The sequence below is a fragment of the Streptomyces sp. NPDC090077 genome (assembly GCF_044747545.1).
Lineage (GTDB): Bacteria > Actinomycetota > Actinomycetes > Streptomycetales > Streptomycetaceae > Streptomyces.
In genome coordinates this window covers 321,988-346,321 of the sequence record NZ_JBIVEG010000004.1, presented here as the reverse complement: position 1 = coordinate 346,321, position 24,334 = coordinate 321,988, and the positions used below count along the sequence as shown (strand labels likewise).

General features: G+C 73.8%; 27 protein-coding genes. 11 read left to right on the top strand and 16 right to left on the bottom strand.

All coding sequences use genetic code 11. The features are described from left to right. Window positions 1-13 precede the first annotated feature (13 nt). Window positions 14-610 (bottom strand): TetR/AcrR family transcriptional regulator, encoded by a 597-nt coding sequence (locus tag ACIPW5_RS10285; RefSeq protein ID WP_401243001.1) that lies wholly within the window; start codon window positions 608-610, stop codon window positions 14-16. 93 nt (window positions 611-703) lie between these two features. Here ACIPW5_RS10285 and ACIPW5_RS10280 point away from each other — a divergent pair, with 93 nt between their 5' ends. After that, entirely contained in the window at window positions 704-1,492 is a 789-nt protein-coding gene (locus ACIPW5_RS10280; RefSeq protein WP_401242998.1) for an SDR family NAD(P)-dependent oxidoreductase, read from the top strand. 100 nt (window positions 1,493-1,592) lie between these two features. Here ACIPW5_RS10280 and ACIPW5_RS10275 read toward each other — a convergent pair whose 3' ends face one another. The 4 genes from ACIPW5_RS10275 to ACIPW5_RS10260 all read right to left on the bottom strand — a co-directional run bounded on the left by ACIPW5_RS10275 (window position 1,593) and on the right by ACIPW5_RS10260 (window position 4,266). Then, window positions 1,593-2,036 carry a transglycosylase SLT domain-containing protein gene (locus ACIPW5_RS10275; RefSeq protein ID WP_401242995.1) on the bottom strand — a complete coding sequence of 148 codons (444 nt, stop codon included), beginning with the start codon at window positions 2,034-2,036 and terminating at the stop codon, window positions 1,593-1,595. A 386-nt stretch (window positions 2,037-2,422) separates the two neighbouring features. Then, window positions 2,423-2,686 (bottom strand): hypothetical protein, encoded by a 264-nt coding sequence (locus ACIPW5_RS10270; RefSeq protein ID WP_401242992.1) that lies wholly within the window; start codon window positions 2,684-2,686, stop codon window positions 2,423-2,425. Beyond that, window positions 2,673-2,945: a DUF6400 family protein gene (locus tag ACIPW5_RS10265; RefSeq protein WP_401242990.1), complete on the bottom strand. Its 273-nt coding sequence runs from the start codon at window positions 2,943-2,945 to the stop codon at window positions 2,673-2,675. The genes ACIPW5_RS10270 and ACIPW5_RS10265 overlap by 14 nt, the downstream gene beginning before the upstream one ends. Window positions 2,946-3,081: 136 nt before the next feature. Continuing rightward, a complete protein-coding gene (locus ACIPW5_RS10260) occupies window positions 3,082-4,266 on the bottom strand; it encodes an alpha/beta hydrolase family protein (protein ID WP_401242987.1) in 1,185 nt (394 codons plus the stop codon). Between the two features lie 144 nt (window positions 4,267-4,410). Between ACIPW5_RS10260 and ACIPW5_RS10255 the strand changes: the two genes are divergently transcribed. Further along, window positions 4,411-5,658, top strand: coding sequence for a glycosyltransferase (locus tag ACIPW5_RS10255; RefSeq protein WP_401242985.1), 1,248 nt, complete (start codon window positions 4,411-4,413; stop codon window positions 5,656-5,658). A 10-nt stretch (window positions 5,659-5,668) separates the two neighbouring features. On the opposite strand, the gene ACIPW5_RS10250 is transcribed toward ACIPW5_RS10255, so the two are convergent. From ACIPW5_RS10250 to ACIPW5_RS10230, 5 genes are all read right to left on the bottom strand, one after another. Beyond that, entirely contained in the window at window positions 5,669-6,415 is a 747-nt protein-coding gene (locus ACIPW5_RS10250) for a hypothetical protein (RefSeq protein ID WP_401242982.1), read from the bottom strand. Between the two features lie 61 nt (window positions 6,416-6,476). Further along, on the bottom strand, window positions 6,477-7,079 hold the full coding sequence (locus ACIPW5_RS10245) for a GTP-binding protein (protein ID WP_401242980.1): 603 nt from the start codon (window positions 7,077-7,079) through the stop codon (window positions 6,477-6,479). Further along, window positions 7,066-7,437 carry a DUF742 domain-containing protein gene (locus ACIPW5_RS10240; protein ID WP_401242977.1) on the bottom strand — a complete coding sequence of 124 codons (372 nt, stop codon included), beginning with the start codon at window positions 7,435-7,437 and terminating at the stop codon, window positions 7,066-7,068. The genes ACIPW5_RS10245 and ACIPW5_RS10240 overlap by 14 nt, the downstream gene beginning before the upstream one ends. Further along, window positions 7,437-7,841, bottom strand: coding sequence for a roadblock/LC7 domain-containing protein (locus tag ACIPW5_RS10235; RefSeq protein WP_401242974.1), 405 nt, complete (start codon window positions 7,839-7,841; stop codon window positions 7,437-7,439). Before ACIPW5_RS10235 ends, ACIPW5_RS10240 begins: the two co-directional genes overlap by 1 nt. Further along, a complete protein-coding gene (locus ACIPW5_RS10230) occupies window positions 7,838-10,174 on the bottom strand; it encodes a nitrate- and nitrite sensing domain-containing protein (RefSeq protein ID WP_401242971.1) in 2,337 nt (778 codons plus the stop codon). The genes ACIPW5_RS10235 and ACIPW5_RS10230 overlap by 4 nt, the downstream gene beginning before the upstream one ends. 235 nt (window positions 10,175-10,409) lie before the next feature. Here ACIPW5_RS10230 and ACIPW5_RS10225 point away from each other — a divergent pair, with 235 nt between their 5' ends. Then, window positions 10,410-11,441 carry a sulfotransferase gene (locus tag ACIPW5_RS10225; RefSeq protein WP_401242968.1) on the top strand — a complete coding sequence of 344 codons (1,032 nt, stop codon included), beginning with the start codon at window positions 10,410-10,412 and terminating at the stop codon, window positions 11,439-11,441. 41 nt (window positions 11,442-11,482) lie between these two features. Here the strand turns inward: ACIPW5_RS10225 and ACIPW5_RS10220 are convergent, their stop codons facing one another. Continuing rightward, complete coding sequence (locus tag ACIPW5_RS10220) at window positions 11,483-12,088, bottom strand: TIGR03086 family metal-binding protein (RefSeq protein WP_401242966.1); 606 nt, start codon at window positions 12,086-12,088, stop codon at window positions 11,483-11,485. 251 nt (window positions 12,089-12,339) lie between these two features. Between ACIPW5_RS10220 and ACIPW5_RS10215 the strand changes: the two genes are divergently transcribed. The 3 genes from ACIPW5_RS10215 (at window position 12,340) to ACIPW5_RS10205 (ending at window position 14,328) form a co-directional block, all read left to right on the top strand. Next, window positions 12,340-13,104 carry a GNAT family N-acetyltransferase gene (locus tag ACIPW5_RS10215; protein WP_401243147.1) on the top strand — a complete coding sequence of 255 codons (765 nt, stop codon included), beginning with the start codon at window positions 12,340-12,342 and terminating at the stop codon, window positions 13,102-13,104. 56 nt (window positions 13,105-13,160) lie between these two features. Continuing rightward, complete coding sequence (infA, locus tag ACIPW5_RS10210; protein WP_401242963.1) at window positions 13,161-13,385, top strand: translation initiation factor IF-1; 225 nt, start codon at window positions 13,161-13,163, stop codon at window positions 13,383-13,385. Window positions 13,386-13,560: 175 nt separating this feature from the next. After that, the gene (locus ACIPW5_RS10205) at window positions 13,561-14,328 is read left to right on the top strand and encodes an NPP1 family protein (RefSeq protein ID WP_401242961.1); all 768 of its coding nucleotides are present in this window, start codon (window positions 13,561-13,563) and stop codon (window positions 14,326-14,328) included. 5 nt (window positions 14,329-14,333) lie between these two features. Here ACIPW5_RS10205 and ACIPW5_RS10200 read toward each other — a convergent pair whose 3' ends face one another. The 3 genes from ACIPW5_RS10200 to ACIPW5_RS10190 all read right to left on the bottom strand — a co-directional run bounded on the left by ACIPW5_RS10200 (window position 14,334) and on the right by ACIPW5_RS10190 (window position 16,463). Continuing rightward, on the bottom strand, window positions 14,334-14,837 hold the full coding sequence (locus ACIPW5_RS10200; protein WP_401242958.1) for a GNAT family N-acetyltransferase: 504 nt from the start codon (window positions 14,835-14,837) through the stop codon (window positions 14,334-14,336). Window positions 14,838-14,943: 106 nt separating this feature from the next. Beyond that, window positions 14,944-15,378, bottom strand: coding sequence for an Rrf2 family transcriptional regulator (locus ACIPW5_RS10195; protein ID WP_401242956.1), 435 nt, complete (start codon window positions 15,376-15,378; stop codon window positions 14,944-14,946). Between the two features lie 218 nt (window positions 15,379-15,596). Then, window positions 15,597-16,463, bottom strand: coding sequence for a hypothetical protein (locus tag ACIPW5_RS10190; RefSeq protein WP_401242953.1), 867 nt, complete (start codon window positions 16,461-16,463; stop codon window positions 15,597-15,599). Window positions 16,464-16,664: 201 nt separating this feature from the next. Here ACIPW5_RS10190 and ACIPW5_RS10185 point away from each other — a divergent pair, with 201 nt between their 5' ends. The 4 genes from ACIPW5_RS10185 to ACIPW5_RS10170 all read left to right on the top strand — a co-directional run bounded on the left by ACIPW5_RS10185 (window position 16,665) and on the right by ACIPW5_RS10170 (window position 21,342). Continuing rightward, window positions 16,665-18,221, top strand: coding sequence for an alpha/beta fold hydrolase (locus ACIPW5_RS10185; RefSeq protein ID WP_401242951.1), 1,557 nt, complete (start codon window positions 16,665-16,667; stop codon window positions 18,219-18,221). Between the two features lie 45 nt (window positions 18,222-18,266). Further along, complete coding sequence (locus ACIPW5_RS10180) at window positions 18,267-18,971, top strand: response regulator transcription factor (protein ID WP_401242948.1); 705 nt, start codon at window positions 18,267-18,269, stop codon at window positions 18,969-18,971. After that, window positions 18,971-20,302 carry an ATP-binding protein gene (locus ACIPW5_RS10175; RefSeq protein ID WP_401242946.1) on the top strand — a complete coding sequence of 444 codons (1,332 nt, stop codon included), beginning with the start codon at window positions 18,971-18,973 and terminating at the stop codon, window positions 20,300-20,302. Before ACIPW5_RS10180 ends, ACIPW5_RS10175 begins: the two co-directional genes overlap by 1 nt. Before the next feature lie 125 nt (window positions 20,303-20,427). Beyond that, window positions 20,428-21,342, top strand: a complete 915-nt coding sequence (locus ACIPW5_RS10170; RefSeq protein WP_401242943.1) for a DUF4436 family protein — start codon at window positions 20,428-20,430, stop codon at window positions 21,340-21,342. On the opposite strand, the gene ACIPW5_RS10165 is transcribed toward ACIPW5_RS10170, so the two are convergent. Both ACIPW5_RS10165 and ACIPW5_RS10160 read right to left on the bottom strand, forming a co-directional pair. Continuing rightward, complete coding sequence (locus tag ACIPW5_RS10165) at window positions 21,339-21,992, bottom strand: CE1759 family FMN reductase (RefSeq protein ID WP_401242940.1); 654 nt, start codon at window positions 21,990-21,992, stop codon at window positions 21,339-21,341. The two genes, ACIPW5_RS10170 and ACIPW5_RS10165, sit on opposite strands and share 4 nt — an antisense overlap. After that, a complete protein-coding gene (locus tag ACIPW5_RS10160) occupies window positions 21,989-23,089 on the bottom strand; it encodes an LLM class flavin-dependent oxidoreductase (RefSeq protein WP_401242937.1) in 1,101 nt (366 codons plus the stop codon). The genes ACIPW5_RS10165 and ACIPW5_RS10160 overlap by 4 nt, the downstream gene beginning before the upstream one ends. 142 nt (window positions 23,090-23,231) lie before the next feature. On the opposite strand from ACIPW5_RS10160, the gene ACIPW5_RS10155 reads away from it, so the two are divergent. Next, window positions 23,232-24,299, top strand: a complete 1,068-nt coding sequence (locus tag ACIPW5_RS10155) for a PI-PLC domain-containing protein (RefSeq protein ID WP_401242935.1) — start codon at window positions 23,232-23,234, stop codon at window positions 24,297-24,299. Window positions 24,300-24,334 lie beyond the last annotated feature (35 nt).

Sequence of the window (24,334 nt, the reverse complement as noted above, 5' to 3'; positions counted from 1 at the left end):
CCGGCCGAGGCCGTCACCGGCCGGGGCCGGCCAGTCCGGTCAGCAGGACGTCGAGGGCCAGGTCGGTGGCTTCCGGGAGCGGTGTGTCGTCGAGGAGGGAGCCGACGGCCAGGGTCGCCAGGCCGTGCACGGTGGAGAAGGCGACCTGGGCGAGGCGGGCCGGGTCTCCCTCGCGGACGAGCCCCTCCGCCTGCGCCTGCGCGATGAGCCCGGCGGTGGTGTCCAGGCTGCGGTGCCCGAGCTCCCTGAGCTCGGCGCTGGAGTCGTCGGCGTGCTTGGCGCTGAACATCAGGCTCAGCAGGGGTGCGTGGGTGACGGCGAAGTCGACGTACGCCCGTCCCAGCGCGGCCAGGCGGGCGGGCACCGGGCCGGGCGCTTCGGCGGCGGCGCGCAGGCGGGCGTTGAGCCGGGTGAAGCCGCTGACGGCGAGGGCGTCCAGCAGCGCCTGCCGGTCGCGGAAGTGCCGGGACGGCGCGGCGTGGCTCACGCCGAGGTCGCGGGCCAGGGCCCGGAGGGACAGGCCGTCCGCGCCCGACTCGGTGAGGACGGTCTCCGCGCGCTCCAGCAGGGCGGTCCGGAGGTTGCCGTGGTGGTAGGGCCCCTCGGTCAAGGCGGGCTCCCCTCTCCTGATGTTGTCATTGACTGCAATGATGACGCCGCCTACATTCGAAACCGTCCACCGCGTGAAACGGAGCAGCCGACGATGCCTATGACATACCAGGGGACCGTGACCCTGATCACCGGGGCGAGCGCCGGACTCGGCGTCGAGTTCGCCCGCCAGTGGGCCGAGCGCGGAGCGGACCTCGTGCTCGTGGCCCGCCGGCTCGACCGGCTGGAGGAGCTCGCGGCGGATCTGGAGAAGCGCTACGGCGTCACCGCCCATGCGATCGCCGCGGACCTCGCCCGGCCGGGAGCCGCGGCCGCGCTGCGCGCGGAGCTCGACGCCCGCGGGATCACGGTGCACTCCCTCGTCAACAACGCCGGGTTCGGCAGCCACGGACCGTTCGTCCGCCAGGACATGGCGCAGATCAACGAGATGATCCAGCTGAACGTCACGGCCGTCACCGAGCTCACCCGGGCCTTCCTGCCCGACCTGGTGGCCGACGGCCGGGGTGCGCTGGTCACCGTCGCGAGCGCGGCGGCGTACCAGCCGACCCCCGCGATGGCGGTCTACGGCGCCAGCAAGGCCTTCGTGCTGAGCTTCACCGAGGCCGTCGGCTACGAGACCCGCTCCTCGCCGCTGCGGGTGCTCGCCGTGTCGCCGGGGCCGGTCAGCACCGAGTTCTTCGACGTCGTCGGCAGCCGGGACGCGGCCGTGGGCCGGATGGCCACGCCCGAGCAGGTGGTGACCGCGACGCGGCGCGCGCTGGAGCGCGCCAAGACCCCGCCCAGCATCGTGGCCGGCCTCGCGAACCGCGTCTCCGCCATCGCCTCAGCGCTGACGCCCCGGCGCCTCACGCTGGCCGTCTCGGGGCGGATCCTGAAGGCCTGATGCCCGGCGCCCGAGGGGGGCGCGGGTATGCGGGAACGCCCGGCCGAGGGGTCTCGGCCGGGCGTTCCCGGTACGTGCTGTGGTGTGGTCCGCCGGTGGTTTAGTACCAGTGGTTGGCCTGCCAGAAGTTCCAGGCCTCGACCGGGCTGCCGTAGCGCTCGTTCATGTAGTCCAGGCCCCACTTGATCTGGGTGGCCGGATTGGTCTTCCAGTCCGAGCCCGCCGAGGACATCTTCGACGCCGGCAGGGCCTGCACCAGGCCGTACGCGCCGGAGGAGGAGTTCGTGGCGGTGTAGTCCCAGCCGCTCTCGTGCGTGACGATCTTGTCGAAGGCGGCGAACTGGGCCGGGTCCTTGATCATCTGCTGGGCGATCGCCTTCGCACCCGACGGAGCGGCCTGCGCCGGAACGGCGGCGAGCACGGAACCCGCAACACCCAGAGCGAGGACGGAACCGGCCAGAGCCTTCTTCGAAGCGGCGATGCGGCGGATGACAGCGTTGGACACGGAGGAACCTTCCGACGGGAACAAGGACAGCCGCCGCATGCCGAAGACATGCGTGAACCACTCACACAACAGGAGAGGGGATCGACCGGCGGGGGACTCGAAGCCCCGGCCGCCTCGGCGACATCACCAGTTAGCCAGCCCGCCGCCCACCTGGCAAAGCCCCCCACCTACTAGCCCCCCTCGCAGACCCGGACCCAGGACCCGGCCCGCAAGCGGTGCGCGGGCGGGCCGGCCGGTCTACTAACCCGGGCCGGATGTGACCTGGGTCCTGTGGGCCGCCTCACCGCCCCACCCCCCGAAACTCACCCCCCGTAACCGGACGGACCCGCCGGGGTGGGTGGCCCGGGTCACTTCCGGCCCCCGAATCGAAGGAGACCGGCGCGTCGAACGCGGCTTTCCGAGTCGCGGCCCGTGCGGCTGCGGGGCTACGCCGAGCGGCGCGGCAGGCCGCTGGTCACACGGCTCCACAGGGAACGCGTGGCGCCGAAGCCGCTCTCGTGCGTCCAGACGTGGGTGCAGCCGGGGCACTGGAGGTGCAGGAGGCTGCCCTTGTTGGAGAGCAGGTAGCGCCAGTGGCGGGAGCAGGCGCGGCGCTCACCGCACGGCGCGCAGTCCCGGGTGTCCTCGCAGCCGGGGCACGGCACCCAGGCCCGGCGGCCGATCTCGGCCTGGGGGTCAAGCGGCAGCATGGCCGTCCCCGCGCCCGGGGAGCACCCCGGCCGCCACCAGTTCGTCGTACGTCCGCTGCTGCTCGGCGTCGAGGCCGGAGTAGAGCAGGTCGTACGCCGCCTCCTCGCCCCTCAGCACCTCCACCGGATCCCAGTCGGGACCGATCGCGGCCATCACCTGGGCGCGTCGGAGCATCTCCTGGGAGGTGAGGTCGACGACGAAGTCGACCGGCTCGGCGTCGTCCGGGCCGGTGGGGGGCGTGGAGGGGTGCGTGGACATGAGGCAGAACTTAGGTATGCCTTCCCTCCCGGGTCAAGGGAGGGTGGGCGGAGTCACATCCCACCCTCCAGGGGACGATCCGCGCATATCCCACCGCTCGTCAGGAGGGCGTCCCGGGACGGCCCGTCCGGGCCGGTCAGCTGCGCTCGAAGACCACCTCGGGGTCCGCCGCCGTCGGCCCGTCCAGGCGCGGCGCGGGCAGTCCCTTGAGGTGCCGGTCGAAGAAGTCGCCCGTGTAGGCCCGGGTGATCTGCTGCGACCGGATCCCCGCGAGGGGGGTCTCCGCGTGCGGGGCGCCCGCACCGTCGGCGAGGACGGGCCAGTCGGTGAATCCGGGGTGGCCCATGCCGGCGACGGTCAGCCAGCGCTTCCACCCGTCCATGCGCGGCCAGGCGTCGGCCCAGCTGGTGTCCTCGATCTCCGGCGGGGTCAGGGCCGGATCACCGCCGAGCAGCAGGAAGGGCCGTCCGCCGAGGCCGGTCTCGGGCAGCGGGGCGAAGAAGGTGCCGTCCAGGTTCACTCCGGCGGCCACCCGTGGGTCGGCGGCCATGGCGGCGGCCGCCGAGGCGCCGCCGATCGAGTGCCCGGCCATGCCGATGTGCCGGGTGTCGATCAGCCGGGAGTGGCGCCAGGCGGGGCGGTCCCCGGTGAGCCGGTCCAGCAGGAACGTCACGTCGCGCGCACGGGCGTCCGACACGCGGTGCAGCGAGCGGTCGGGAAAGACCTGCTCGCAGGCCTTGCAGCCGAGCAGCCTGCCGCCGGGGAAGGTGGTGCCGTCGGATTCGTAGGCGTGGTCGAGGGCGGCGACCACGTAGCCGCGCGAGGTCAGGTCCTCGGCGAGCCCGGTGAGCGAGGCGCGGGGCAGGGTGAACCCGGGCGAGAGGACGACGAGCGGGTACCGGCCGCCGACGCGCGGCAGCGCGCCGTCACGGGCGTGGGTGCGGACGGCGGCGACCTGTTCGGGGGTGGCGTGGCGGCCGAGCTCCCCGCGGTCCGTGAGCAGGGCGCGCGCCTCGGCCGGGCTCATGTAGGGGGCCGGGCGCCCGGTGCCGCGGACGGCGGGGTAGTAGAGGGACACCAGCAGTTCGCGGTCGGCGGCCGGGACCCAGGGGTCCTTGCGTCCGGTGTCGACGAGGTGGAGGGTGTCGCGGCCGACGGCGAAGACACCGGTGGGGCGCGGCAGTTCGAGTCGGGCGGCACCGACGGGGGCCTCGGCCCGGTCGCCGGCCGCGGGGGTGGCCGCGGTGGCGGTCGCCGGGACGGCGGCCAGCAGGAGCCCGGCCGCGGCAGTCGCGGCGAGCATGCGGATGATCTTGGTCATGCTCACACCATAAGGCGTGTTAGGCAAGGCTCACCTAACCGGATGCGAAATGGCCGGAACTGGCGATCGAGAACCGGCCATTCGGGCGCGTCGCCCCGCGAGGGCGCCCGCCGTGGACGGGGTCCGGCCGCCACACTGACGGGCATGAGGATCGCCGTCATGACAGCGGGGTCGCGCGGGGACGTCGCGCCGTACACGGGGCTGGGGGCCGGGCTGGCCCGGGCCGGACACGAGGTCACCCTGGTGACCCACGACGTGTTCGAACCGCTGGTGGCCGGGTCGGGGGTGCGCTTCCGGGCCCTCCCCGGGGACCCCAGGGCCGAGTTGCACTCGGCGCGCGGGCTCGGGCTGCACCGGAGCCGTAGCGGGGCGGCGAAGCTGCTGCGCGCGGTCGCGCTGGCGAGGCGCATCGCCCCCGAGATGACGCAGCCGCTGGTGCGTGCCGTGCGCGACGCGGACGTCGTACTGGCCGGGGGAACGGTCGCTCCGCTGGCGTACGCCATCGCCGAGGGCCTCGGTCGGCCCAGCATGGGCCTCTTCCTGCAACCCCTGCACGGCACGCGGGAGTTCCCGCCGCCGATGCTCGGCACCCGTTCCGCCGGCGGTCTGGGCAACCGGCTCGGCGGGCAGGCCGTCGTCACGGCCGTCGACCAGGTCTTCACCCGGGCCGCACGGGCACTGGCCGCCGAGCACGGCCTGCCCCGGACCCGTCTGTCCGCCGCCCGCCGCGCCCGCGAGCGGCAAGGCTGGCCTGTGTGGCACGGCTTCAGCGAGCTGGTGGTCCCCCGCCCCCGCGACTGGCGCCCCGGGCTGGAGGTCTCCGGGTACTGGTGGCCCCACGACGGCGCGGACCGCCTCCCGCCGGAGCTGGAGGAGTTCCTCGCGGCCGGGCCCGCCCCGGTCTACGTGGGCCTCGGCAGCGCCACCACGCCCGATCCGGGGCGGGTCAGCGCCGCCGTCGTCGCCGCACTGCGCGCCGCCGGCCTGCGGGGCGTGGTCCAGCGGGGGTGGGCCGGGCTGTCCGCCGCACAGGACGGCGTGATCACCATCGGGGACGTCCCGCACTCCCTGCTGTTCCCCCGCATGGCCGCCGTCGTCCACCACGCCGGGGCGGGCACCACCGGCGCGGCCCTGCGCGCGGGCGTTCCCTGCGTACCGGTGCCCGTGCAGTTCGACGCCCACTTCTGGGCGGCCCGCCTGGTGGAGTTGGGCACCGCGCCCCGTGTGCTGCCGCTGCGCCGGCTCGGTGCCGCCGCCCTCGCCTCGGCGCTCCGGGAGGCCGTGGGCGACCCGTCCTACCGGGAGCGGGCCCGGTACCTCGCCGGCCGGCTGGCGGCGGAGGACGGCGTCGCCCCCGTGGCCGCCGCGCTCGAACGGCTGGCGCGGGCCTGACGGGTACCGCTCAGCGGCGCGGCGGCTGCTGCCAGGGCTGCTGGTACTGCGGCGGCTGCTGCTGGTACTGCCCGGGGTGCTGGTACTGCGGCGGCTGCTGGTACTGGCCCGGCTGTTGATACTGGCCGGGCTGCTGGTACTGCGGCGGCTGCTGCTGGTACGGGGCCTGGGCCGAACGGGCGCCGCGCAGCAGGGCGTCGAAGCGCGCGTACAGGTCGTGGGCCGTGTCGGGCGCGGCCGCGTACGCGGTGACCGTTCCGTCGGTGAGCCGGACGGTGATCACGCTGCCGCCGCGGGAGTCGGGCTGGTGCCAGACCCCCGCGAGGGCGGTGGCCGGGACCAGGGTCCCTTCGCTGCCGTCGCTGCCGCTGCCCCAACGGCGGCGCAGGACCCGCCGGTAGCCGGGGAACAGCAGCAGGGGGAAGCTCACGACGACGAACAGGAAGAGGAAGATGCTCCCGAGCACCCCGCTGGTCCAGTGCAGCAGTGCGATGATCGCCCCGTAGCAGACCGAGGCGATCGCCACCATCAGGCAGGCCGTGACGGCGGCCTCCGGTGCCCCGTTCTTCTTGAGCACGCTGTAGAGGCCGATCGACGCGAGCATCACCAGCAGGGTGACGCAGCCGGCTCCCTCGCCGAACAGCTTCTCCGCGAGGGATTCGTCGCTCCCCTCCTGCTTGGCGGTGTAGCCGTGGTCATGGAACTGGACGGACATCCGCCCGCCCGGCGTGGCGGTCACGCCATTGATCGTGTACATGGTGATCACGCTAGCGTCGCCCTCCGGCCGGCCGGGGACCGCCCCCCGGTCAGGCAGCCCGTCAGACGGCGACGGACGCTCCGGCCCGTGCGATGACCACGTCGAGCAGGGCCAGCAGGCAGTCCCGGGCGTCCGTACGGGAGCGGGCGTCCAGCAGCAGGACGGGGGTGGCCGGGTCGCGCAGGTGCAGCGCGGCGGCGATCTCCTCGGCGGTGTAGGGCTGTTCGCCGTGGAAGCAGTTCGCGCCGACGACGAACGGCAGCCCGCGGCTCTCGAAGAAGTCGATCGCCGGGAAGCCTCGGTCCAGGCGCCGCGTATCGACGAGCACGAGGGCGCCCAGGGCCCCGTTCAGCAGGTCGTCCCACATGAACCAGAACCGCTCCTGGCCGGGCGTGCCGAACAGGTAGAGGACGACTCCCGCGTCGGTGAGGGTGATCCGGCCGAAGTCCATCGCGACGGTGGTCAGGGTCTTGGACTCGATGCCGTCGAGGTCGTCCACGCCGATCCCGGCGCTGGTGAGGCGTTCCTCCGTACGCAGCGGCTCGATCTCGGAGACCGCCTCGACCAGGGTCGTCTTGCCGACTCCGAACCCGCCGGCGATGAGGATCTTGACGGGGGCGGCCGCCCCGGCCGTCGGGGCATCCGAAGTGTCATATCCGGGCAAGGTTGTCCCTGATTTTCATGAGCAGGTGGACATTGGTGGTCTCGGCGCCCTCCAGGGGCGGCCGGTGGTGGACGAGCCCGCGGTCGGCGAGTTCGCCCAGGAGCAGCGTCATCGGGGTGAGGCGCATGTGCATGCGGGCGGCGATCTCGGCGACCGCCAGTCCGCCCGGCCGTCCGCACATGGCGAGGACGGCCTGCCATTCCGTGGCCAGACCGGCAAGGACGTCGTCGCCGACGGCCGCCGCCTCGACGGTGGTGTCCATGGTGAGGACGGTCTGCGGGGCGGCGGCCGTACGGCCGTCGGTCAGCGCGTACAGCCGTGTCCGGCGGGGGCTTCTGCGCGGCGGCTCGTCGGGCATTACGGCGTCGGCGGGGTGGTGCGCTCGGGGGTTCCCAGCCATTCGCCGAGCGCCTGGGCGGTGCGTACGGCCTCGCCCCCCAGTTCGCCGAGCCGTGCCTTGCGGGACGTGACGACGATGAGGGTGCTGCCTTCACCGCAGCCGACCACGCAGAGGTAGCGGTCGTCCATCTCCACGAGCTGGCGGATGACCCGGCCGCCGTCGATCTCCCGGGATATCGCCTTCATGGTGGAGGCGATGCCGGAGGCCGCGGCCGCGATGCGCTCCGCCTGGTCCCGCTCCAGCAGGTAGGCGCTGAGCTTGATCCCGTCGTTGGACAGGAGCACGGCTCCCTGGATGCCGGCGATCCTGCTCAGGTTGTTGTCCAGGATGCCGTAGATCATGTCGTTGGCTGTCGTCGTCATGGCTGGTCCGCTCCGAGCTCTGCTTCCACTTTCTTGGTCCCCTCTTCGTAGTCGGCCCAGGCGTCGGCCACCTCTTCGGGTGTCTCCGTGTCCCGGCCGGCTGCCGGTTCCGGGGCGCGCGGGCCCCGGAGTTGCCGGGTGAGGTGGGTCTGCGGGACGCGCTCGGGCAGGGCCGGCCGCGCGTCGGGGCCGGCCGCGGAGCGCATCGGCGCTGCGGGGGCCGGCGCGGGGGCCGGCGGGGCTCCGGCAGCCGGCGGTACCGGCTCGCGCACGGGTGTGCGTACGGGCTCGCGCACCGGTGTGCGCACGGGGTCCGGCACGGCGGCGGGCCGGGGGACCCGCTCGGGCAGCGGCCGGGGCTCCGCGGCCGGCGGCACCGGGGGCCGCTCGGCGGCGGGCACCAGCAGCACGCGCGGCAGGATCACCACGGCGGCCGTTCCCCCGTACACCGAGCGGCGCAGCGTGACCCGGGCCTGGAGCTGGTCGGCCAGGTGGCCGACGACGAAGAGGCCGAGCCGGTGCGCGTTCTCGGCGAGGACGGAGAAGGGCGGCGCCGAGTGGAGGCGCTCGTTCATGGCCTCGTACCCGGCGGCCGAGACGCGCGGGCCCCGGTCCTCGATCTCGACCGACAGGCCCTCCGCGACGAGTTCGGCGCGGACGACCACCTTCGACCGCGGCGGCGAGAAGCGGGTCGCGTTGTCCAGCAGCTCGGCGAGCAGGTGGCTGATCTGGCTGATGACGTGCGGCCGCACGCTCGCCTCGTCCAGGGCCTGGCGTTCGATGCGGCGGAAGTCCTCGACCTCCGCGGCGGCCTCGCGCAGCAGGTCGGCGACGCGCATGGGCTCGGTGTGCGGGTCCGGGATCTCGCCGCCGGCGAGGATGAGCAGGTTCTCGATCTGGCGCCGCATCCCCACCGTCAACTGGTCGGACCGCATCAACTGGGCCAGGAGCGCCTCGTCGTGGCCGAAGGTGTCCTGGAGGTCCTCGGTCAGGCTCAGCTGGCGGCTGACGAGGTTTCCGGTGCGCGAGGCGATGCCCGAGGCGAAGAGGCCGAAGCCGTGGCGCTCGGCGGCGAGCTGCCGGTGCCCGTCGACGGACACGGCGACCACGCGGGCGAAGGCGTCGGCGATCTGGCCGACCTCGTCCTCGCGTCCGTGCACGGCCGGCAGGGCCTCCGTGTCGACGGGTTCCCCGCGCTGGAGCCGGGCCACCACCTCGGGCAGGGTCTCCTCGGCGATGGCGACCGTGCGGGTGTGCAGACGGCTCAGGCGGCGCAGGACCGACCGCGTGGTGAGCACCACGACCGCGGTGACCAGCAGCAGGGCGCCGCCGCTGGCCCCGACGAGCCAGTAGACCTCGGTCTGGAGTTCGGCGGCCTTCGCGTCGGCGTGCGCGAGGACGTTCTTGGCCCGGGCCGTGTTGAGTTCGGCCAGCCGGGGCGCGAAGGTGTGGTGCGCGGCGGGCCAGTCGTCGACGTCGGCGGGCAGTTTCACGCCGGTCGGCGTGTCCTTGTGGTTGGCGATGACCGCGTTCTCGACGCGGAGCTTGGTCTGCCAGGCGTCCGAGCCGCTGAGCTTGTCGTACACGGCCAGTTCGGCGGGCGGCAGGTACGGCACGATCCAGGTGTCGTACAGGTACCGGTGGGTGCCGACGGCGTCCAGGAACTGGGAGAAGCCGGTGGCCGCCAGTTCGCGGGAGGGTCCCGCGAGCGTGAGGGCGGTGTCCTCGCGGGCGACCATCTCGGCCGCGGAGAACAGGGCCACGACGGGCTTGCTCTCCTGGGCGAGTTCGGCGTCCTCGGCGTGGCTGAATTCGTCCTGGTAGGCGCGGATGATGTCGTCGATGGCGCCGGTGTAGTAGCCGACGGCCTGGTCCGCGCTGCCGCTGTGCGCGTCGACGCGCTTGCGGTACGAGGCGAGCAGGTCGAGCCGCCCGCTCACGGAGGCGAGGCGTCCCTCGCGCTGCCCGGAGTGCTCCGCGGTGCCGCTGCCGGCGAGCCGGCGGAACTCGGCCGCGGCGCGGTCCGTCGCGGCCCGCCGGTCGCGCAGGGCCTCGTCGGCCACGGAGGATCCCGCCCACCGCGCCGCCGTCACCGCCCGCTCGGCCTGCAGCTCCGTCATCAGCCTGACCAGCGGGACTCCGATCCGTTCGCCGGCCTCCACGTCGGCGCGCAGGTGCGCCGACTGGGCCAGCAGCCGCTGTGCGGTCACGGTGACCCCGGTCCCCATCGCCACGGTCGGGACGACGGCCAGGCAGACCAGCAGCGTGCGCAGGCGTACCGTGCGGCGGCGCCGGGCGGGGGGCGGCGGGGTTGGCGGTCCTTCGGGAGCCATCGCAGACATCGGTCCTCGGGAGCGGCGGAGGGGGCGGGTCCGGACGAGGGCATGGGGGAACTGCCGACACGGCCCTGCGGGGTGAGGATGCCGATCATATCCAGCCAGTCCGAATAAACGGAGACCTTACTTCCCTGCTCCCGCGTGGTAAAAGGCCCCGGCCGGCATCGGCGGGCGGTGGCTGGGGAAGGCTGGTCGCGATCGGTACGGGTCGCCGTCACGGGAGGCGGATGGGATGCGCACGCTGACCTTTGTCGTGGGAACGGGCCGCAGCGGGTCGACGGCGCTGTCGGGCATCGTCAACGCGCACCCGGACGTGCTCAGTCTGAACGAGCTGCTGTCCTCGGTGCAGAGCCGGGGCTTCCCCGAAGGCCCCGTCACGGGTGAGGGGTTCTGGCGGCTGCTGGCCGATCCCAATCCACTGTTCGAGCGGATGATCCGCAGCGGGGTGCCGATGCCGGAGTTCGTCTACACCCGGCGCCCGGGCCGCTTCGCCACCGCCACCACCGGGATCCCCGCCCTGTCGCTGATGGTGCTCCCGCACCTGACCGAGGACCCGGACGGGCTGTTCGACGAGCTGGAGCGGGAGGTGCGCGGCTGGCCGGCCCGGACCGCCGCCGGACAGTACGAGGCGCTGTTCGGCCTGCTGTGCGCCCGGTTCGGTTCCTCGGCGGTGGTGGAGCGGTCGGGCTATTCGTCGGACCGGGTGCCGCTGCTGCGCCGGTCCTTCCCGCAGGCGCGGTTCGTGCACCTGTACCGGGACGGGCCGGACTGCGCCCTGTCCATGAGCCGGCACACCGGCTACCGGCTGATCTACCTGCTGCGGGAGATCCTCGCCCGGACGGGCGCCGAGCGGGTGGAGGAGCTGACCGGGGAACAGGTGCGGTCCCTGCCGCCCGAGCTGTCGCGGCTGCTGGCGGAGCGGTTCGACGCCTCGCTGGTGCTCGACCCCGAGCTGCCGGCGGCGGGGTTCGCCGCGCTGTGGTCGGAGCTCGTCGTGCGGGGCGTGGCGCACCTCGACGGGGTTCCGGCGCCGATGCGCACCGCGCTCTCCTACGAGGACCTCCTCGACCGGCCCCGCGAGGAGCTGGCGCGGCTGGCCGGCTTCATCGGCGTCGAGCCCCTCCCCCGCTGGCTGGACGCGGGTGCCGCGCGGCTGGACGCGGGCCGCCGGGGCGCCTCGCTACGGCTGCCTCCGGCCGAACTCGCCGCGCTGCGGGAGGAATGCGCGCCCGGCGTCCGGGCCCTGGCGGGCGCTCCGCGGTAGTCGCCCGGCCCGTGCCCGCGGGCCGCACCGCCCGGCCCGGGTCAGGAGGGCTTCGGCGGCGTCCAGTCCGGGTCGCGGCCGCTCAGCCCGATCGTCCGGTCCAGCAGCGGGGCGTCGTCCGGTACCGGCACGACGGGGCCGAAGATGCCTCCGCCGCGGTCGTCCTCCTGGGCGGCCGCGTACAGGAACTCGTACGAGACGCGCAGCGCGGCAGGGTCGGGTGCGTAGTCCTGGCCGGTGGCGCGGGCCAGGTCCCAGCCGTGGACGACCAGTTCGTCGGCGGCCACCGCGGCGGCGACGGCGCCGGGGAGGTCCACGCCGCCCGCGCGGGTCGCCCCGGTCCAGGCGGCCGGGTCCCGCCAGGCCTCGGCGAGTTCGGCGAGGAGTTCCGGCAGCCGCTCGCGCCAGTCGGCGGGCAGCAGGGGCGCGGCCGTGCCCGGGGGCGTGTCGGTGGTGGGGCCGAGGTCCTTGCGGGCGGCGTCGCGGAAGGCCGCGGCCAGGCCCGCCAGGTGGCCCAGCAGCTCGCCGACCGGATAGGCCGGGCAGGGGGTCGGCCCGGCGAGCCGGGCGTCCGGGACTCCGGTGACCAGGCGGGCCACGAGGGCCGCCTGCGGTCCGAGATCGAATTCCGTCGTGCTGTTGCCCACGACCGGAAGGGTAGGGCCGCGCCGCGGCCGGAGCGGGCCTGACATGCCCGTCCGGAAATAATCGGATGAGCCGTGCGGCCGGTGGTTGCTAGGGTGCGGAACGCCGTGACAGGACGCGAGGAGGTGACACCCATGAAGGCTGTATCGAGGTGGGTGCTCCCCAACTTCCGTCACGGTGTGCGACTGACCTAGGTGTCGTCGGGAGCGCCTCTGCAACCAGGCTCTCCTGAAAGGCGAACACCATGAACACCATGAACACCGTGATGATCGACCGGGTCGACGAGACCCGCTGGCAGGCCGTGGAAGACGGCCGGGTCGTCGGCCACGGCGACGTCGCGCAGCGGGCCGACGGACGGCTCTTCGTCAGCATCGACGTGTGGCGGGACGCGGCCTTCGAGCGGCTCGCCGCCGCGATGCTCGCGGACCTGCCGGGTCCCCTGCACACCCTGGTCGGCGAGACCGACCATGGCCAGAGCTCCCGCTGGGAACGGGCCGGCTTCGCTCCCGGACGACGCGAGTGGGAGTACGTGCTGTCCACCGATCCGCGCGAGACCGGACTCGACCCCTCGGACGTGCCCGACGGTGTGCGGATCCTGCCCGGGGCGCAGGCGGACGAAGGCCTGCTGCGCGCCCTGGACCGGGCGGTCCGCGAGGAGGTCGGGGCGGGCGCCGGCTGGCGGACCATGCCGGCCGAGGTCCTGCCCCGGCCGGACGGGCCGCTGCCGCTGGACCCTTCGCGGTGCACGGTCGCGGTCCGGGACGGCGCGTACGTGGGGCTGGTGCGGGTCGTGCCGGTCCCCCGCCGGGCGCGGATCGGGCTGGTGGCCGTACGGGCCGCCGAGCAGCGCCGGGGCATCGGCCGGGCGCTGCTGGCCCACGCCCTGGGCTCGCTGCACCGCGCCGGGACCGGCTCGGCCTGGGCCGAGGCCGACGCGTCCAACACGGCGGCGATCGCCCTGCTGGAGCGCACCGGCGCCCGCCGGGCCGGCGGCAACGTGGAGCTGGTGCGCCACTGACACCGGGCCGGCCCACCGGCCCCACACCCCCATCCACACCCGAGAGACGAGGGACATTGGCAAGAACATCGAAGGGCCTGGAGATCGAGGGCACCGTCGTCGAGTGCCTGCGCAACGCCACCTTCAAGGTGGAGCTCCAGAACGGGCACCAGGTGCTCGCACACATCAGCGGGAAGATCAGGAAGAACTACATCCGCATCCTCCCGTTCGACCGGGTGCTCGTCGAAGTGAGCACCTATGACCTGACCCGCGGCCGGATCCTGTACCGGTACCGGACCTGACGGGTCCAGGGGCGCGGTCCGTCCGGATTGCGCCCCGACTCACCCTGTTCGTAAGGGTGTTGCTCCGGCGGCCGCCGGTGGAAGAGGCGGCGCCGGAGCTCTTGTCGTGTCGTCGGGGTTCGCGAATGATGCTTCCGGCGCGGCCGCGCCGAACCCCGACGAGCCGGAGGCTGCTGTGCGGACGAGTCATCACATCCGGAGGACGGCGGTGGCCGTCGGCGCCGCCCTCGTACTGGTGGTCGCCGTACCGCAGGTGGCCTTCGCGGCTCCGCCGCCGGCCCTGCCGGTGAACGCCGACGCGATGGAGCTGGCCTTCCAGCCGGCGTACGACTACGACACGGACGGCTGCTACCCGACGCCCGCCATAGGCCCCACCGGGGTGCTGAACGGCGGGCTGAACCCCACCGGAGCGCTCAACGGCAACTGCCGCGACGCCTCGGACCTCGCCAACACCAACGGCTACTCCCGTGCCACCTGCAACAACGGCTGGTGTGCCGTGGCGTACGCGCTGTACTTCGAGAAGGACCAGGCCATCCCGGGCATCAGCCTCGGCGGCCACCGCCACGACTGGGAGCACGTGGTGGTGTGGATCCAGAACAACGAGGCGAAGTACGTCTCCGCCTCCGCCCACGGCGAGTTCAACACCTACCCCCGCGACCAGATCCGCTGGGACGGCACCCACCCGAAGATCGTCTACCACAAGGACGGCATCGGCACGCACTGCTTCCGTCCGGCCAACACCAACGACGAACCGCCCGAGAACCACCGGGGCACCTGGCAGTTCCCGGCGCTCGTCGGCTGGTCGGGCTATCCCGCGACGCTCCGGGACAAGCTCAGCCAGGCGGACTTCGGCAGCGCCCACTTCGGCCTCAAGGACGGCTCCTTCGCCTCCCACCTCGCGAAGGCCAAGCCGGCGGGCATCCCCTTCGACCCGAACCAGTAGGCCGGTCAGCGGGACGGGAAGCCGTCCCGGTCCAGGGCGTAGACGGTGCAGGGGCGGTCCAGGACGGTGTCCTCGCGCAGGCGCGTGAAGCCGAGGCGCGAGGCCACCGCGGTGGAGGCGGTGTTGCCGTGGTGGATCATGGCGGTGATCCGCGGGAGCTCCAGCGTGCCGAAGCCCCATGCGAGCACCGCTTCGGCCGCCTCGGTGGCGTAACCGCGGCCCCAGTGGGCGCGGGCGAAGGTCCAGCCGATCTCCGTCTCGTCGAACTGCTCCCACCAGTTGAGGCCGCTGCGCCCGATCGGCTCGCCGGTCTCGCGCAGTTCGACGGCGCACAGGCCGTGGCCGCGCCGCTCCCACTGGTCCTGGATCGCGCGCAGGCGTATCGCGGCCTGCTCCCGGGTGTAGCGGCCGACGAACCGGCCGACTTCCTCGTCCGCGTGCAGGCCGACCCACCAGTCGGTGTCGGCTTCGGTGAGCGGGCGCAGTCGGAGGCGTTCGGTGGTGATCACTTGCGTACGGTCCTTCGTCTCGACGGGATGTAACTGAATGGGTTACGACAGCGGCCGAAAAGGGGGCCTGCCCCGGTGGGACCGGCCTGCGCGGAGCTCGGGTCGCTCAGGTTCCGGGAACCGCCGCTCTCGCCACGTCGGCGACGGTGACGGCCGCCAGTTCGGCCCTCATCGCCTCCTCCGCGCGGTCGTAGACCCCGCGCAGCACGGCGGGGATGCCCCGCGCGACGGGGCACGCCCGGTTGGGCGGCGAGGCGTGCAGGGGGATCAGCGGCTCGGGTTCGACCGCGAGGTGCACGTCCCTCAGCGTGATCGATTCCGGAGCGCGGGCCAGCCGCCAGCCCGCGCCCTGTCCGCGCTGCGACTCCACCAGCCCGGCGTCACGCAGGCTCCCCAGGATGCGGCGGATGACGACGGGGTTGGTGTTGACGCTGGCGGCGATCTGCTCGGACGTCACGATGCCGCCGGGCCGCCCGGGGCAGACCCGCGCCATCCAGGTCAGCGCGTGCGTGGCCACGGTCATCCGGCTGCTCGCACTCATGGGACCTCCCGCCACCCGGATGCGGCGCACCCCCTGTCGTAACCCATTCTGTTACGACAGGGGGTGCGTGTCCAGCCGCCAGGGGCTTCAGCGGGTGCTCTGGTGGTCCACGATGTCGCAGTCGGTGTAGGCGGTCGGCCTGGTCATCAGCGCGGAGAGCGCCCGGGTCACACGCGCGGCGGCGCGGCGATTCCACGGGATCGGGCTCGGGAGCGGGTTCAGCTCCCCGTCGGGGCGGGCTTCGGCGGGTTGAGCACGCCCTCCGGGGGGCCCAGCGTGACGGGGGCGGCGGTGGGCTTGAAAGTGTGCATGACCCGCACCTGGACGGCCTTTCCGGTGAGGTGCGAGAGGCGCATGGTCACCTCGTACCGGGTGATCCGCTTCTGCTCGTCCAGGCGCAGGTCCACGTCGACTTCCTCCGGGCGGTGGTCCGGGAACGCGCTGGTCAGCATGTCGAAGCTGGACTTGGGCAGGTGGTTGTGGCTCATGGAGACGCGCAGCTCGCGTCCGTCGGACCCGGAGCGGACCAGGTCGTCGGCGGCTCCGAAGGGAAAGGCCGCCAGCAGCCGTGCGGTCATCAGGGGGTTCGCGGCGCGCGCCCGCTCGGCCACGACGTTCCACTCCTCGGCCTTCACCGCGAGCTGCGCCTGCGACCTGGCCACCCAGGCCGGCTTGCCCGTCCGGTCGTCGACCGCCTTCCAGTACCGGACGTACGTCTGCCCGCCCGCGTACCGGGCGGCGTCGGTGTGCCCGTCCTCCGTGAACTCCATGTGGATCGAGCCGCCCACGGCCGCGTCCGCCGCGTCCCCCCGGTACCGGCCGGTGCCGGGAACCGGGCTCGGGGAGCCGCCGAGGAGGTCCTTCGGCGGGGTGAGCAGCACCTCGGACTCCAGGCCCGGGGACTCGAGCAGGGCCCGGCCCGCCGCCCTGACGGTGTCCAGGTCCTCGACCTCCTGCGCCGTCAGGCACTTCCCGACGCCCTTGGGCATCTTGCAGGAGGACTCGCCGGAGCAGGCGGAGAGCGTGGTGAGCGTCAGGACGGCCGCCGCCGCCCACGCCGCACGCCGGAAGGAGGCAGCAGGCATGTGTGTGTCCGGTCCCCGTGTGTGGTCGATCCGGGGACGCCGAAGCAGCCCGGTCCCCCGGCCAGGCCCCGTCAGGCTACCCGACCGTTCTTACACGCCTTTGCCGTTGCTCTGCCGCGGCCCTGAAAGCCGCCCGGCACAGTCGGTTCCACGGCGGGCGCACCACGGCGCCCGGCCGGCGGACGAAGAGCGGGAGCGCAGATGGCTGGCACGGGTGTACTGCAACGGGTGGGTCTGGCGGCGGGGGCGGCGGCGCTGCTGGTGTCCACGCTGCCGGCGGTGACGGCCACGGCGGCGGCCGGGACGGCCCGGCCCGAGTGGTGTCCGACCGTCGAGGGGCACCGCGTGGACTGCGGCTCGATGACCCGCCCCCTGGTGACCGGCCGGCCCGGCCTCGGCACCGTCGACGTGAGCTACGCGGTCGTCCGCCACCGCTCCCCCGGTCCCGCCAAGGGCACGGTCGCCGTCAACCCCGGCGGCCCGGGCGAGGTGGCCATCGAACGCGCGCCGGTCTTCGGCGAGATGCTGAAGGACCTGCTCGGCGACCACGACGTGCTGCTCATCGACCCCCGGGGCACCGGCAAGTCCCAGCGGATGCCCTGCGGGGTGACCGACGCCGAATACCGCTTCGGCACCCGTGAGCAGCAGCGCGACGCCGTCACCCGCTGCGCCGCGAACCTCGGGCCGCGCGCCCAGGGGTACACGACGGCCGCCACCGCCGACGACTTCGACGCGATCCGCGCCCGGCTCGGCGTCGACAAGCTCACCCTCTACGGCCTGTCCTACGGCACCTACCTGATGCCGGTCTACGCCTCCCGCCACCCGGCGCACGTCCGCAACATCGTGCTGTCCGGGGCGTACCCGCTCGCCTTCGACCCGCTGAACCGGCCCGGAGCGCAGGCCGTTCCGCTGTCCCTGCGACGGATCTGCGAACGCAGCGCGGCCCGTCCCGAGGCCCAGGGCAGGCCCGCCTGCAACGGTGACAAGGCGGTCCGGGACCTGGCCGCCACCGCCGCCGCCCTGCGGGAGCGGCCGGTCGACGTGGACATCCCGCTGGAGGGCGCGGCCCCGTTCCGGATGCGCCTGACCGAGGGCAAGCTCGCCAACCTCGTCTACGAGGGCGCCAGCCGGGAGGTCGGGGCGGACCCGGGGGCGCCCTCGCTGCTCGGCGGTCTGCCGCACGCCCTGGACCGCTTCACCGCCGGGGACCGCGGGCCGCTGCTGGACCTGGTGCGCGCGGAGGGTTCGACCGGGTCCGCCGAGGACCAGGCCCCGTACATCGCCGTCGTCTGCAACGACTACCGCAAGGCCTGGAACACCGCCTCGCCGCTGCCCGAGCGGTGGCGCCAGTACCGCTCGGCCCTCGCCGCGGCGGCGGAACGGCCGGGCGCGTTCGGCGCGTTCGGCGCCGCCGGGTACCTGGAGGGCCCCACCGACGGCGGTGACGTCTGCATCGGCTGGCCGCGCGAGAACACCGCCGGGCCCCAGCCGACGCACCCCCGGATGCCCGACGTGCCCGTCCTGGTGCTCTCCGGCGACCTCGACAACAACACCCCGGACGCCAACGGGCGGCAGGCCGCCCGGCAGTTCCGCGACAGCCGCTTCCTGTCCGTGCGCAACACCGGCCACGTGCCGGAGATGGAGCAGAGCGGCTGCGTCGTGGGCCTGTCCACCCGGTTCATCCGCACCGGCCGCACCGGGGACACCGGCTGCGTGAACCGCGTCGAGCCGATCTCCGTCACCCCGGTCCGGCGCTGAAGGGCCGCCGACGTGACCGCTCCCGCCGGACGCGATGATGATCACATGACTGACGCGATCACGGCGCACCGCCGCACGGTGCTGGTCGTCGAGGACGACCCGGGCGTACGCAGCACCCTGGACCAGCTGCTGCGCTTCGAGGGGTACCGGGTGGTGCAGGCGGCCGACGGAGTCCAGGGCCTGGCGGCCGTGGACCGGGAGGAGCCGGACCTGGCCCTGGTGGACGTGGTCATGCCCGGCCTGGACGGGCTGTCGCTGTGCCGGACGCTGCGCCGCCGCGGCGACCGGCTGCCGCTCCTGGTGCTGACCGCCCGGGACCAGGTCGGCGACCGGGTGGCGGGCCTGGACGCGGGCGCCGACGACTACCTCGCCAAGCCCTTCGCCACCGAGGAGCTCCTCGCCCGCATCCGCGCGCTGCTGCGGCGCACCGAACCGGAGGACACCGCCTCGGGGGTGCTCACCGCCGGGGACCTGGTGCTGGACCCGGCCGCCCGCAGCGCCGGGCGCGCCGGGCGGGCACTGGACCTGACGAAGACGGAGTTCGACGTCCTGGAACTGCTCCTGGCGCACCGGGGAACGGTGCTGACGCGCAGCCAGATCTACGAGCGGATCTGGGGCTACGACTTCGACACCTCCTCGCGCTCCCTCGACGTCTACATCGGCTACCTGCGCCGCAAGACCGAGGAGGGCGGGGCGGCGCGGATCGTGCACACCGTGCGCAACGTCGGCTACACGGTGCGGACCGCCTGATGCTCCGTACGAAGATCACGCTCGTGGTCGTCGCGGCCGCGGGCCTGGCGATGCTGTTCGCCGCGTTCACCTCCTACCGGGGCATCGGCCTGCTCGTCGGGGACGAGCTCGAACGCGGGCTGGAGGACCGGGCCGGGGCCGTGGTCGCCCTGCTCGACGCCGGGCGGACCCCGCCCCCGCGGCCCGGCACGACCGAACAGGTCCTGTCGGCCGACGGCGGCGTCCGCCCCGTCGGCCGGGGCCCCGGCGGTCACGGCCCCGCCGCCCGTCTGCCGGTGTCGGAGGGGGCCGCGCGGGTGGCCCGTACCGGCACGGGCAGCAGCCGGGAGGACGTGGTCGTGGAGGGCACCGAGTACGGGATCCTCACCCTGCCGCTGCCGGCCGGCGGGGCGGTCATGGTGGCGCAGAGCTACGGCGGTGCCGAAGCCCTCGACCGGGGGTTCATGTGGCGGATCACCTGGACCACGGCCGCCGCCACCGCGGTCGCCGCGCTCCTGAGCTGGTGGGTGCTGGGCCGGATCCTGCGGCCGGTGAACCGCCTGGTCGACGCCACGCACCGGATCAGCACCACGCAGGACCTGGCCACCGCCCTGCCGCCCGCCGGACGGGACGAGATCGGCCGGCTCACCCGCAGTTTCGCGACCATGCTGGACGCCCTGCGCCGCTCCCGCGCCCAGCAGCGCCAGCTCGTCGAGGACGCCGGGCACGAGCTGCGGACCCCGCTGACCTCGGTGCGCGGCAGCGCCGAACTGCTCCAGCGCGCCCGGGGGCGGCTCGCGCCCGAGGACGAGGAGCAGATCCTGGCGACCCTGGTCCGCGAGACGGTCGCCCTGGACGACCTGGTGCGCGAGGTCGTCGAGCTGGCCACGGACCGGCACACCGGGGAGGAGCCCGAGGCGGTCGACCTGGCGGAGGCCGCCGAGGACGCCGCCCACCGCTGCCGGCGGCGCAGCGGGCGTACCGTCACCGTCGAGGCCGCACGGGGCGGCACCGTGTACGCGCGGCCGCGGGCGGTGCAGCGCTGCCTGGACAACCTGCTGAGCAACGCGGTGAAGTTCAGCCCGCCCGGCAGCCCGGTCCTGGTCCGGGTGGACGGGCCTCAGGTCGGCGTCCACGACCGGGGGCCCGGGATCCCGCCAGGACAGGAGCGGGCCGTCTTCGACCGGTTCCACCGGGGGCCCGGCACCCAGGGCACGCCGGGGTCCGGGCTGGGGCTGGCGATCGTCCAGGAGCTGGTGGCGGCCGACGGGGGTTCCGTGTTCGCCCGCACGGCCGACGGCGGCGGCGCCGTCGTGGGCCTGCGGCTGCCGGTCCGGGCGCCGCGGGCCTGAGCGGGGGCGCCGGTGCCCGCTCGGGCGCCGACACGCCCCCGGCACCGGATGCGGCGGATCGCCGGGCCGGTGGACGAGGATCACACCGCGGCCACCGCCCCTCCCCCCTCCCCGCCGGAGTCACCATGACCCCCACCTGGGCCCCCCGTCGCACCCGCCGGTCCGGTGCGTCGATCCTGCCGGTCCTGCTCCCGATCGCGCTGCTCATCGTGGTGGCGGTCGGGGTGGGGTCGTGGCTGCAGTTCAAGGAGCGGCAGGCGCTCGACACGGTGCACGCGGCGGGGTCCACGGCCGCCGACCGGGTGGACGTGCGGGCCACCGTGCAGCGCGTCGACGCCGCGTCCAGGGACCTGGTCCTGCGGGTCCGGGTCACCCCGCGCGGGAACCTGGGCGAGGAGGGCGACACCGCCCCGGTGGGCGAGCTCAGCCTCCAGACCTCCGCGGCCACCCTCGGCGACCTGTCGTTCAAGGCGCACGAGCGGACCGCGACCAAGGACGTACAGGTCGCGATCACGGGCGGGTCCATCAGCGACTACCCGTTCGACACCTACGAGACGGACATCGAGTTCTGGGCGCAGCTGGACGGGAAGCCGGTGCCGGTGCGGTTGCTGTTCTCCAACAACGACCCCCTCTTCTCGGTGTCCGCGACGCCCTCGGAGGTCCCGCAGGAGGCCGTGCTGGGGCTGGAGCTGGTCCGGTCGGGCAGCCTGCTGGTCTTCGCGGTGCTCATGATGGGCGTGATGTGGGCGCTGGCGGCGTCCGTGCTGATCGGGGCCTGGTACCTGACGACCCGCCGCGAGGGACTGGTCTGGCCCGCCCTGGGCTGGATGGCCGCCACCCTCTTCGCCCTCGCGGCCTTCCGCAACACCGCGCCCGGCAATCCCCCCATCGGCTGCGTACTGGACTGGTTCGCCTTCCTGTGGGCCGAGACCATCATCGCCCTGTGCCTGCTCGCCGTGGTCGTCACCGGCGTCCGCGCCGCCCTGCGCCCGGACGAGGAGGCAGAGGCGGACGCGGACGCGGCGCAGCCGGCGCCCTAGCCCACCCGGAGGGCGGCCAGCCGCTCTTCGAACGGCACCACGGTGAAGCCCTCCGCCGGGTCGACCGACGTGATCGCGCCCGTCGGCGAGCGGGGCGCGATCGCGGCGGCGGTGTCCACGTCGGGGGCGGCCGTCCCGGCGGCGGGCGCCAGGAAGCGCGCCAGTTCCGCGCCGGCCCGGGCGATCCGCCGTTCCAGCCCCTCCTGGCCCCAGTCCTCCGAGGCCGCGTAGACGGCGGTCGGCAGGACGAGCGCGCGCAGGTGGGTGAAGAGCGGGCGCATCGCGTGCTCGGTCACCAGGGAGTGCCGGGCGGTACCTCCGGTGGCTCCGAGCAGCACGGGCTTCCCGGTCAGGGCGTCCTTGTCGATGAGGTCGAAGAACGACTTGAACAGGCCGCTGTAGGAGGCCGCGAAGACCGGGGTCACGGCGATCAGGCCGTCCGCGGCGGCCACCGCGTCGAGCGCGGCGGCCAGCCGGGCGGGCGGGAACCCGGTGACGAAGTGCCGGGCGATCTCCGTGGCCAGGTCCCGCAGCTCGATCACCTCCGGTTCGGCGTCCAGGTGCCCGAGCGTCGCGGCCGCGAGCCGGTCGGCGAGCAGCCGGGTGGAGGAGGGCGCGCTCAGCCCCGCCGATACGACGACGAGCTTCATGCCCGCTCCTCCCCGTCCGTGGTGTTCCGGGCGGCGGCCACCCGGGCCCGGTGCGTCGGCGCGTCCGGCACGCCGGCCGGGCGCAGGTTCGCGAACTCCTTGCGCAGCACGGGCACGACCTCCTCGCCCAGCAGGTCGAGCTGCTCCAGGACGGTCTTGAGCGGCAGGCCCGCGTGGTCGAGCAGGAACAGCTGGCGCTGGTAGTCGCCGGCGTAGTCCCTGAAGGACAGGGTCCGCTCGATGACCTGCTGCGGCGAGCCCACGGTCAGGGGCGTCTGGGAGGTGAACTCCTCCAGGGAGGGCCCGTGGCCGTAGACCGGCGCGTTGTCGAAGTAGGGGCGGAACTCGCGCACCGCGTCCTGCGAGTTCCTGCGCATGAACACCTGGCCGCCGAGGCCGACGATGGCCTGTTCCGGGGTGCCGTGCCCGTAGTGGGCGTAGCGCTCGCGGTAGAGGTTGACCATCTGCCGGGTGTGGGAGGCCGGCCAGAAGATGTTGTTGTGGAAGAAGCCGTCCCCGTAGTAGGCAGCCTGCTCGGCGATCTCCGGAGAGCGGATGGAGCCGTGCCACACGAAGGGCGCGACGCCGTCGAGCGGGCGCGGGGTCGAGGTGAAGGACTGGAGCGGCGTACGGAACTTGCCCTTCCAGGTGACCACGTCCTCGTCCCACAGGCGGCGCAGCAGCGCGTAGTTCTCGATGGCGAGGTCGATGCCGTCGCGGATGTCCTTGCCGAACCAGGGGTAGACCGGGCCGGTGTTGCCGCGGCCCGTCATCAGGTCGACGCGGCCGTCCGCGACGTGCTGGAGCATCGCGAAGTCCTCGGCGATCTTCACCGGGTCGTTCGTGGTGATCAGCGTGGTCGACGTGGACAGGATCAGGTTCTCGGTGCGCGCGGCGATGTAGCCGAGCATCGTCGTCGGCGAGGAGGGGACGAACGGCGGGTTGTGGTGCTCGCCGGTGGCGAAGACGTCGAGGCCGACCTCCTCGGCCTTCTGCGCGATCGCGAGCATGGCCTTGATCCGCTCGTGCTCGCCGGGCGCGCGTCCGGTCGTCGGATCCGGCGTGACGTCACCGACGGTGAAGATCCCGAACTGCATGGCTCCCCTTCCCAAGATTGTTTACGATTCAACTATACCCCGGAACGCAAGAGGACGCCGCCACATTCCCGGCTCCGGCGGGAACCGGCCGAACCCGTCCGCGCGCGGGCGCATCCCCGGCCGGAGCGCTACCCTCCGCGGCATGATTGACATGGACACGCCCTACAGGGCCCGGCGGGCCGTCCGCGCCGCCTCGGGACTGCGAAGAACCCGCCTCCGCCTCCTCCTGTGCCTCCTCCTGGCGGCCCTGGTCGGCGCACCGGCGGCCGCCGCCTCGCCGGCGGCGCACACCGCCCCGTCCGGCGGCCCGTCGGCGGCCGCCGCGGCCCGCTGGGGAGAGCGCCGCCTCGACGAGGTCTCCTTCCTGACCACCCACAACTCGTTCACCAACTACGAGGACTCCCGATGGAGTTCGGTGAACCAGTCCGAGTCGGTGCGCGCCCAGCTCGACAACGGGGTGCGCGGCCTGAGCCTGGACACGCACTGGTACGAACGCAGCACCTGGCTGTGCGTCATCAGCTTCGGCAGCGACTGCTACCCCAGCGACGTCTACCTCTGCCACGGCGACTGCAAGACCTTCGCCGGAGCCACCTACGCACTGCCCCGGCAGTCCTTCCACGGCACGATGCAGACCGTGGTGGACTTCCTCGCCGCCCATCCCCAGGAGTTCGTGACCGTCTTCCTGGAGGACTACGTCAGCGCCGAGCAGCTGCGCCAGTCCCTGGGCAGGGTCCGCGGGCTCGACGCCCTGCTGTTCCGGCCCGACGCGTGGGGGGTCCGGGAGCACGGATGGCCGAAGGTGGCCGATCTGGTCACCGCCGGCAAGCGCCTGCTGGTGTTCTCCGACCGGCCGGACCGGGAACAGCTCGGTGTCGCGTACGACCGGTCGTGGACGGTCGCCAACTACTGGAGCCTCGGGGACCTGGGCGACGACCTCTCCTGCGTCAGCCGCTGGCCCGACGTGCCCCTGGACCGCCAGGAGCCGGGGTTCCGGAGGCTGTTCACGATGAGCCACCACCGCAACGTGCCGACCGTCCTCACCGCGTCCCTGGACAACGGCGCCAAGCTCGGGAACCGCATCGCCGGGCAGTGCCGGGCCGCGGCCGGGGGACGGGCGCCGAACTTCGTCTCCGTCGACTTCCACCGGCTGTCCGACGGCAGCGGCCGCACCCCCGCGTCGATCGTCGCGGAGCTGAACGCGGGCCCCTGAGCCCCGGACCGGCTGCGCCCGCCGCCCGGGCGGCG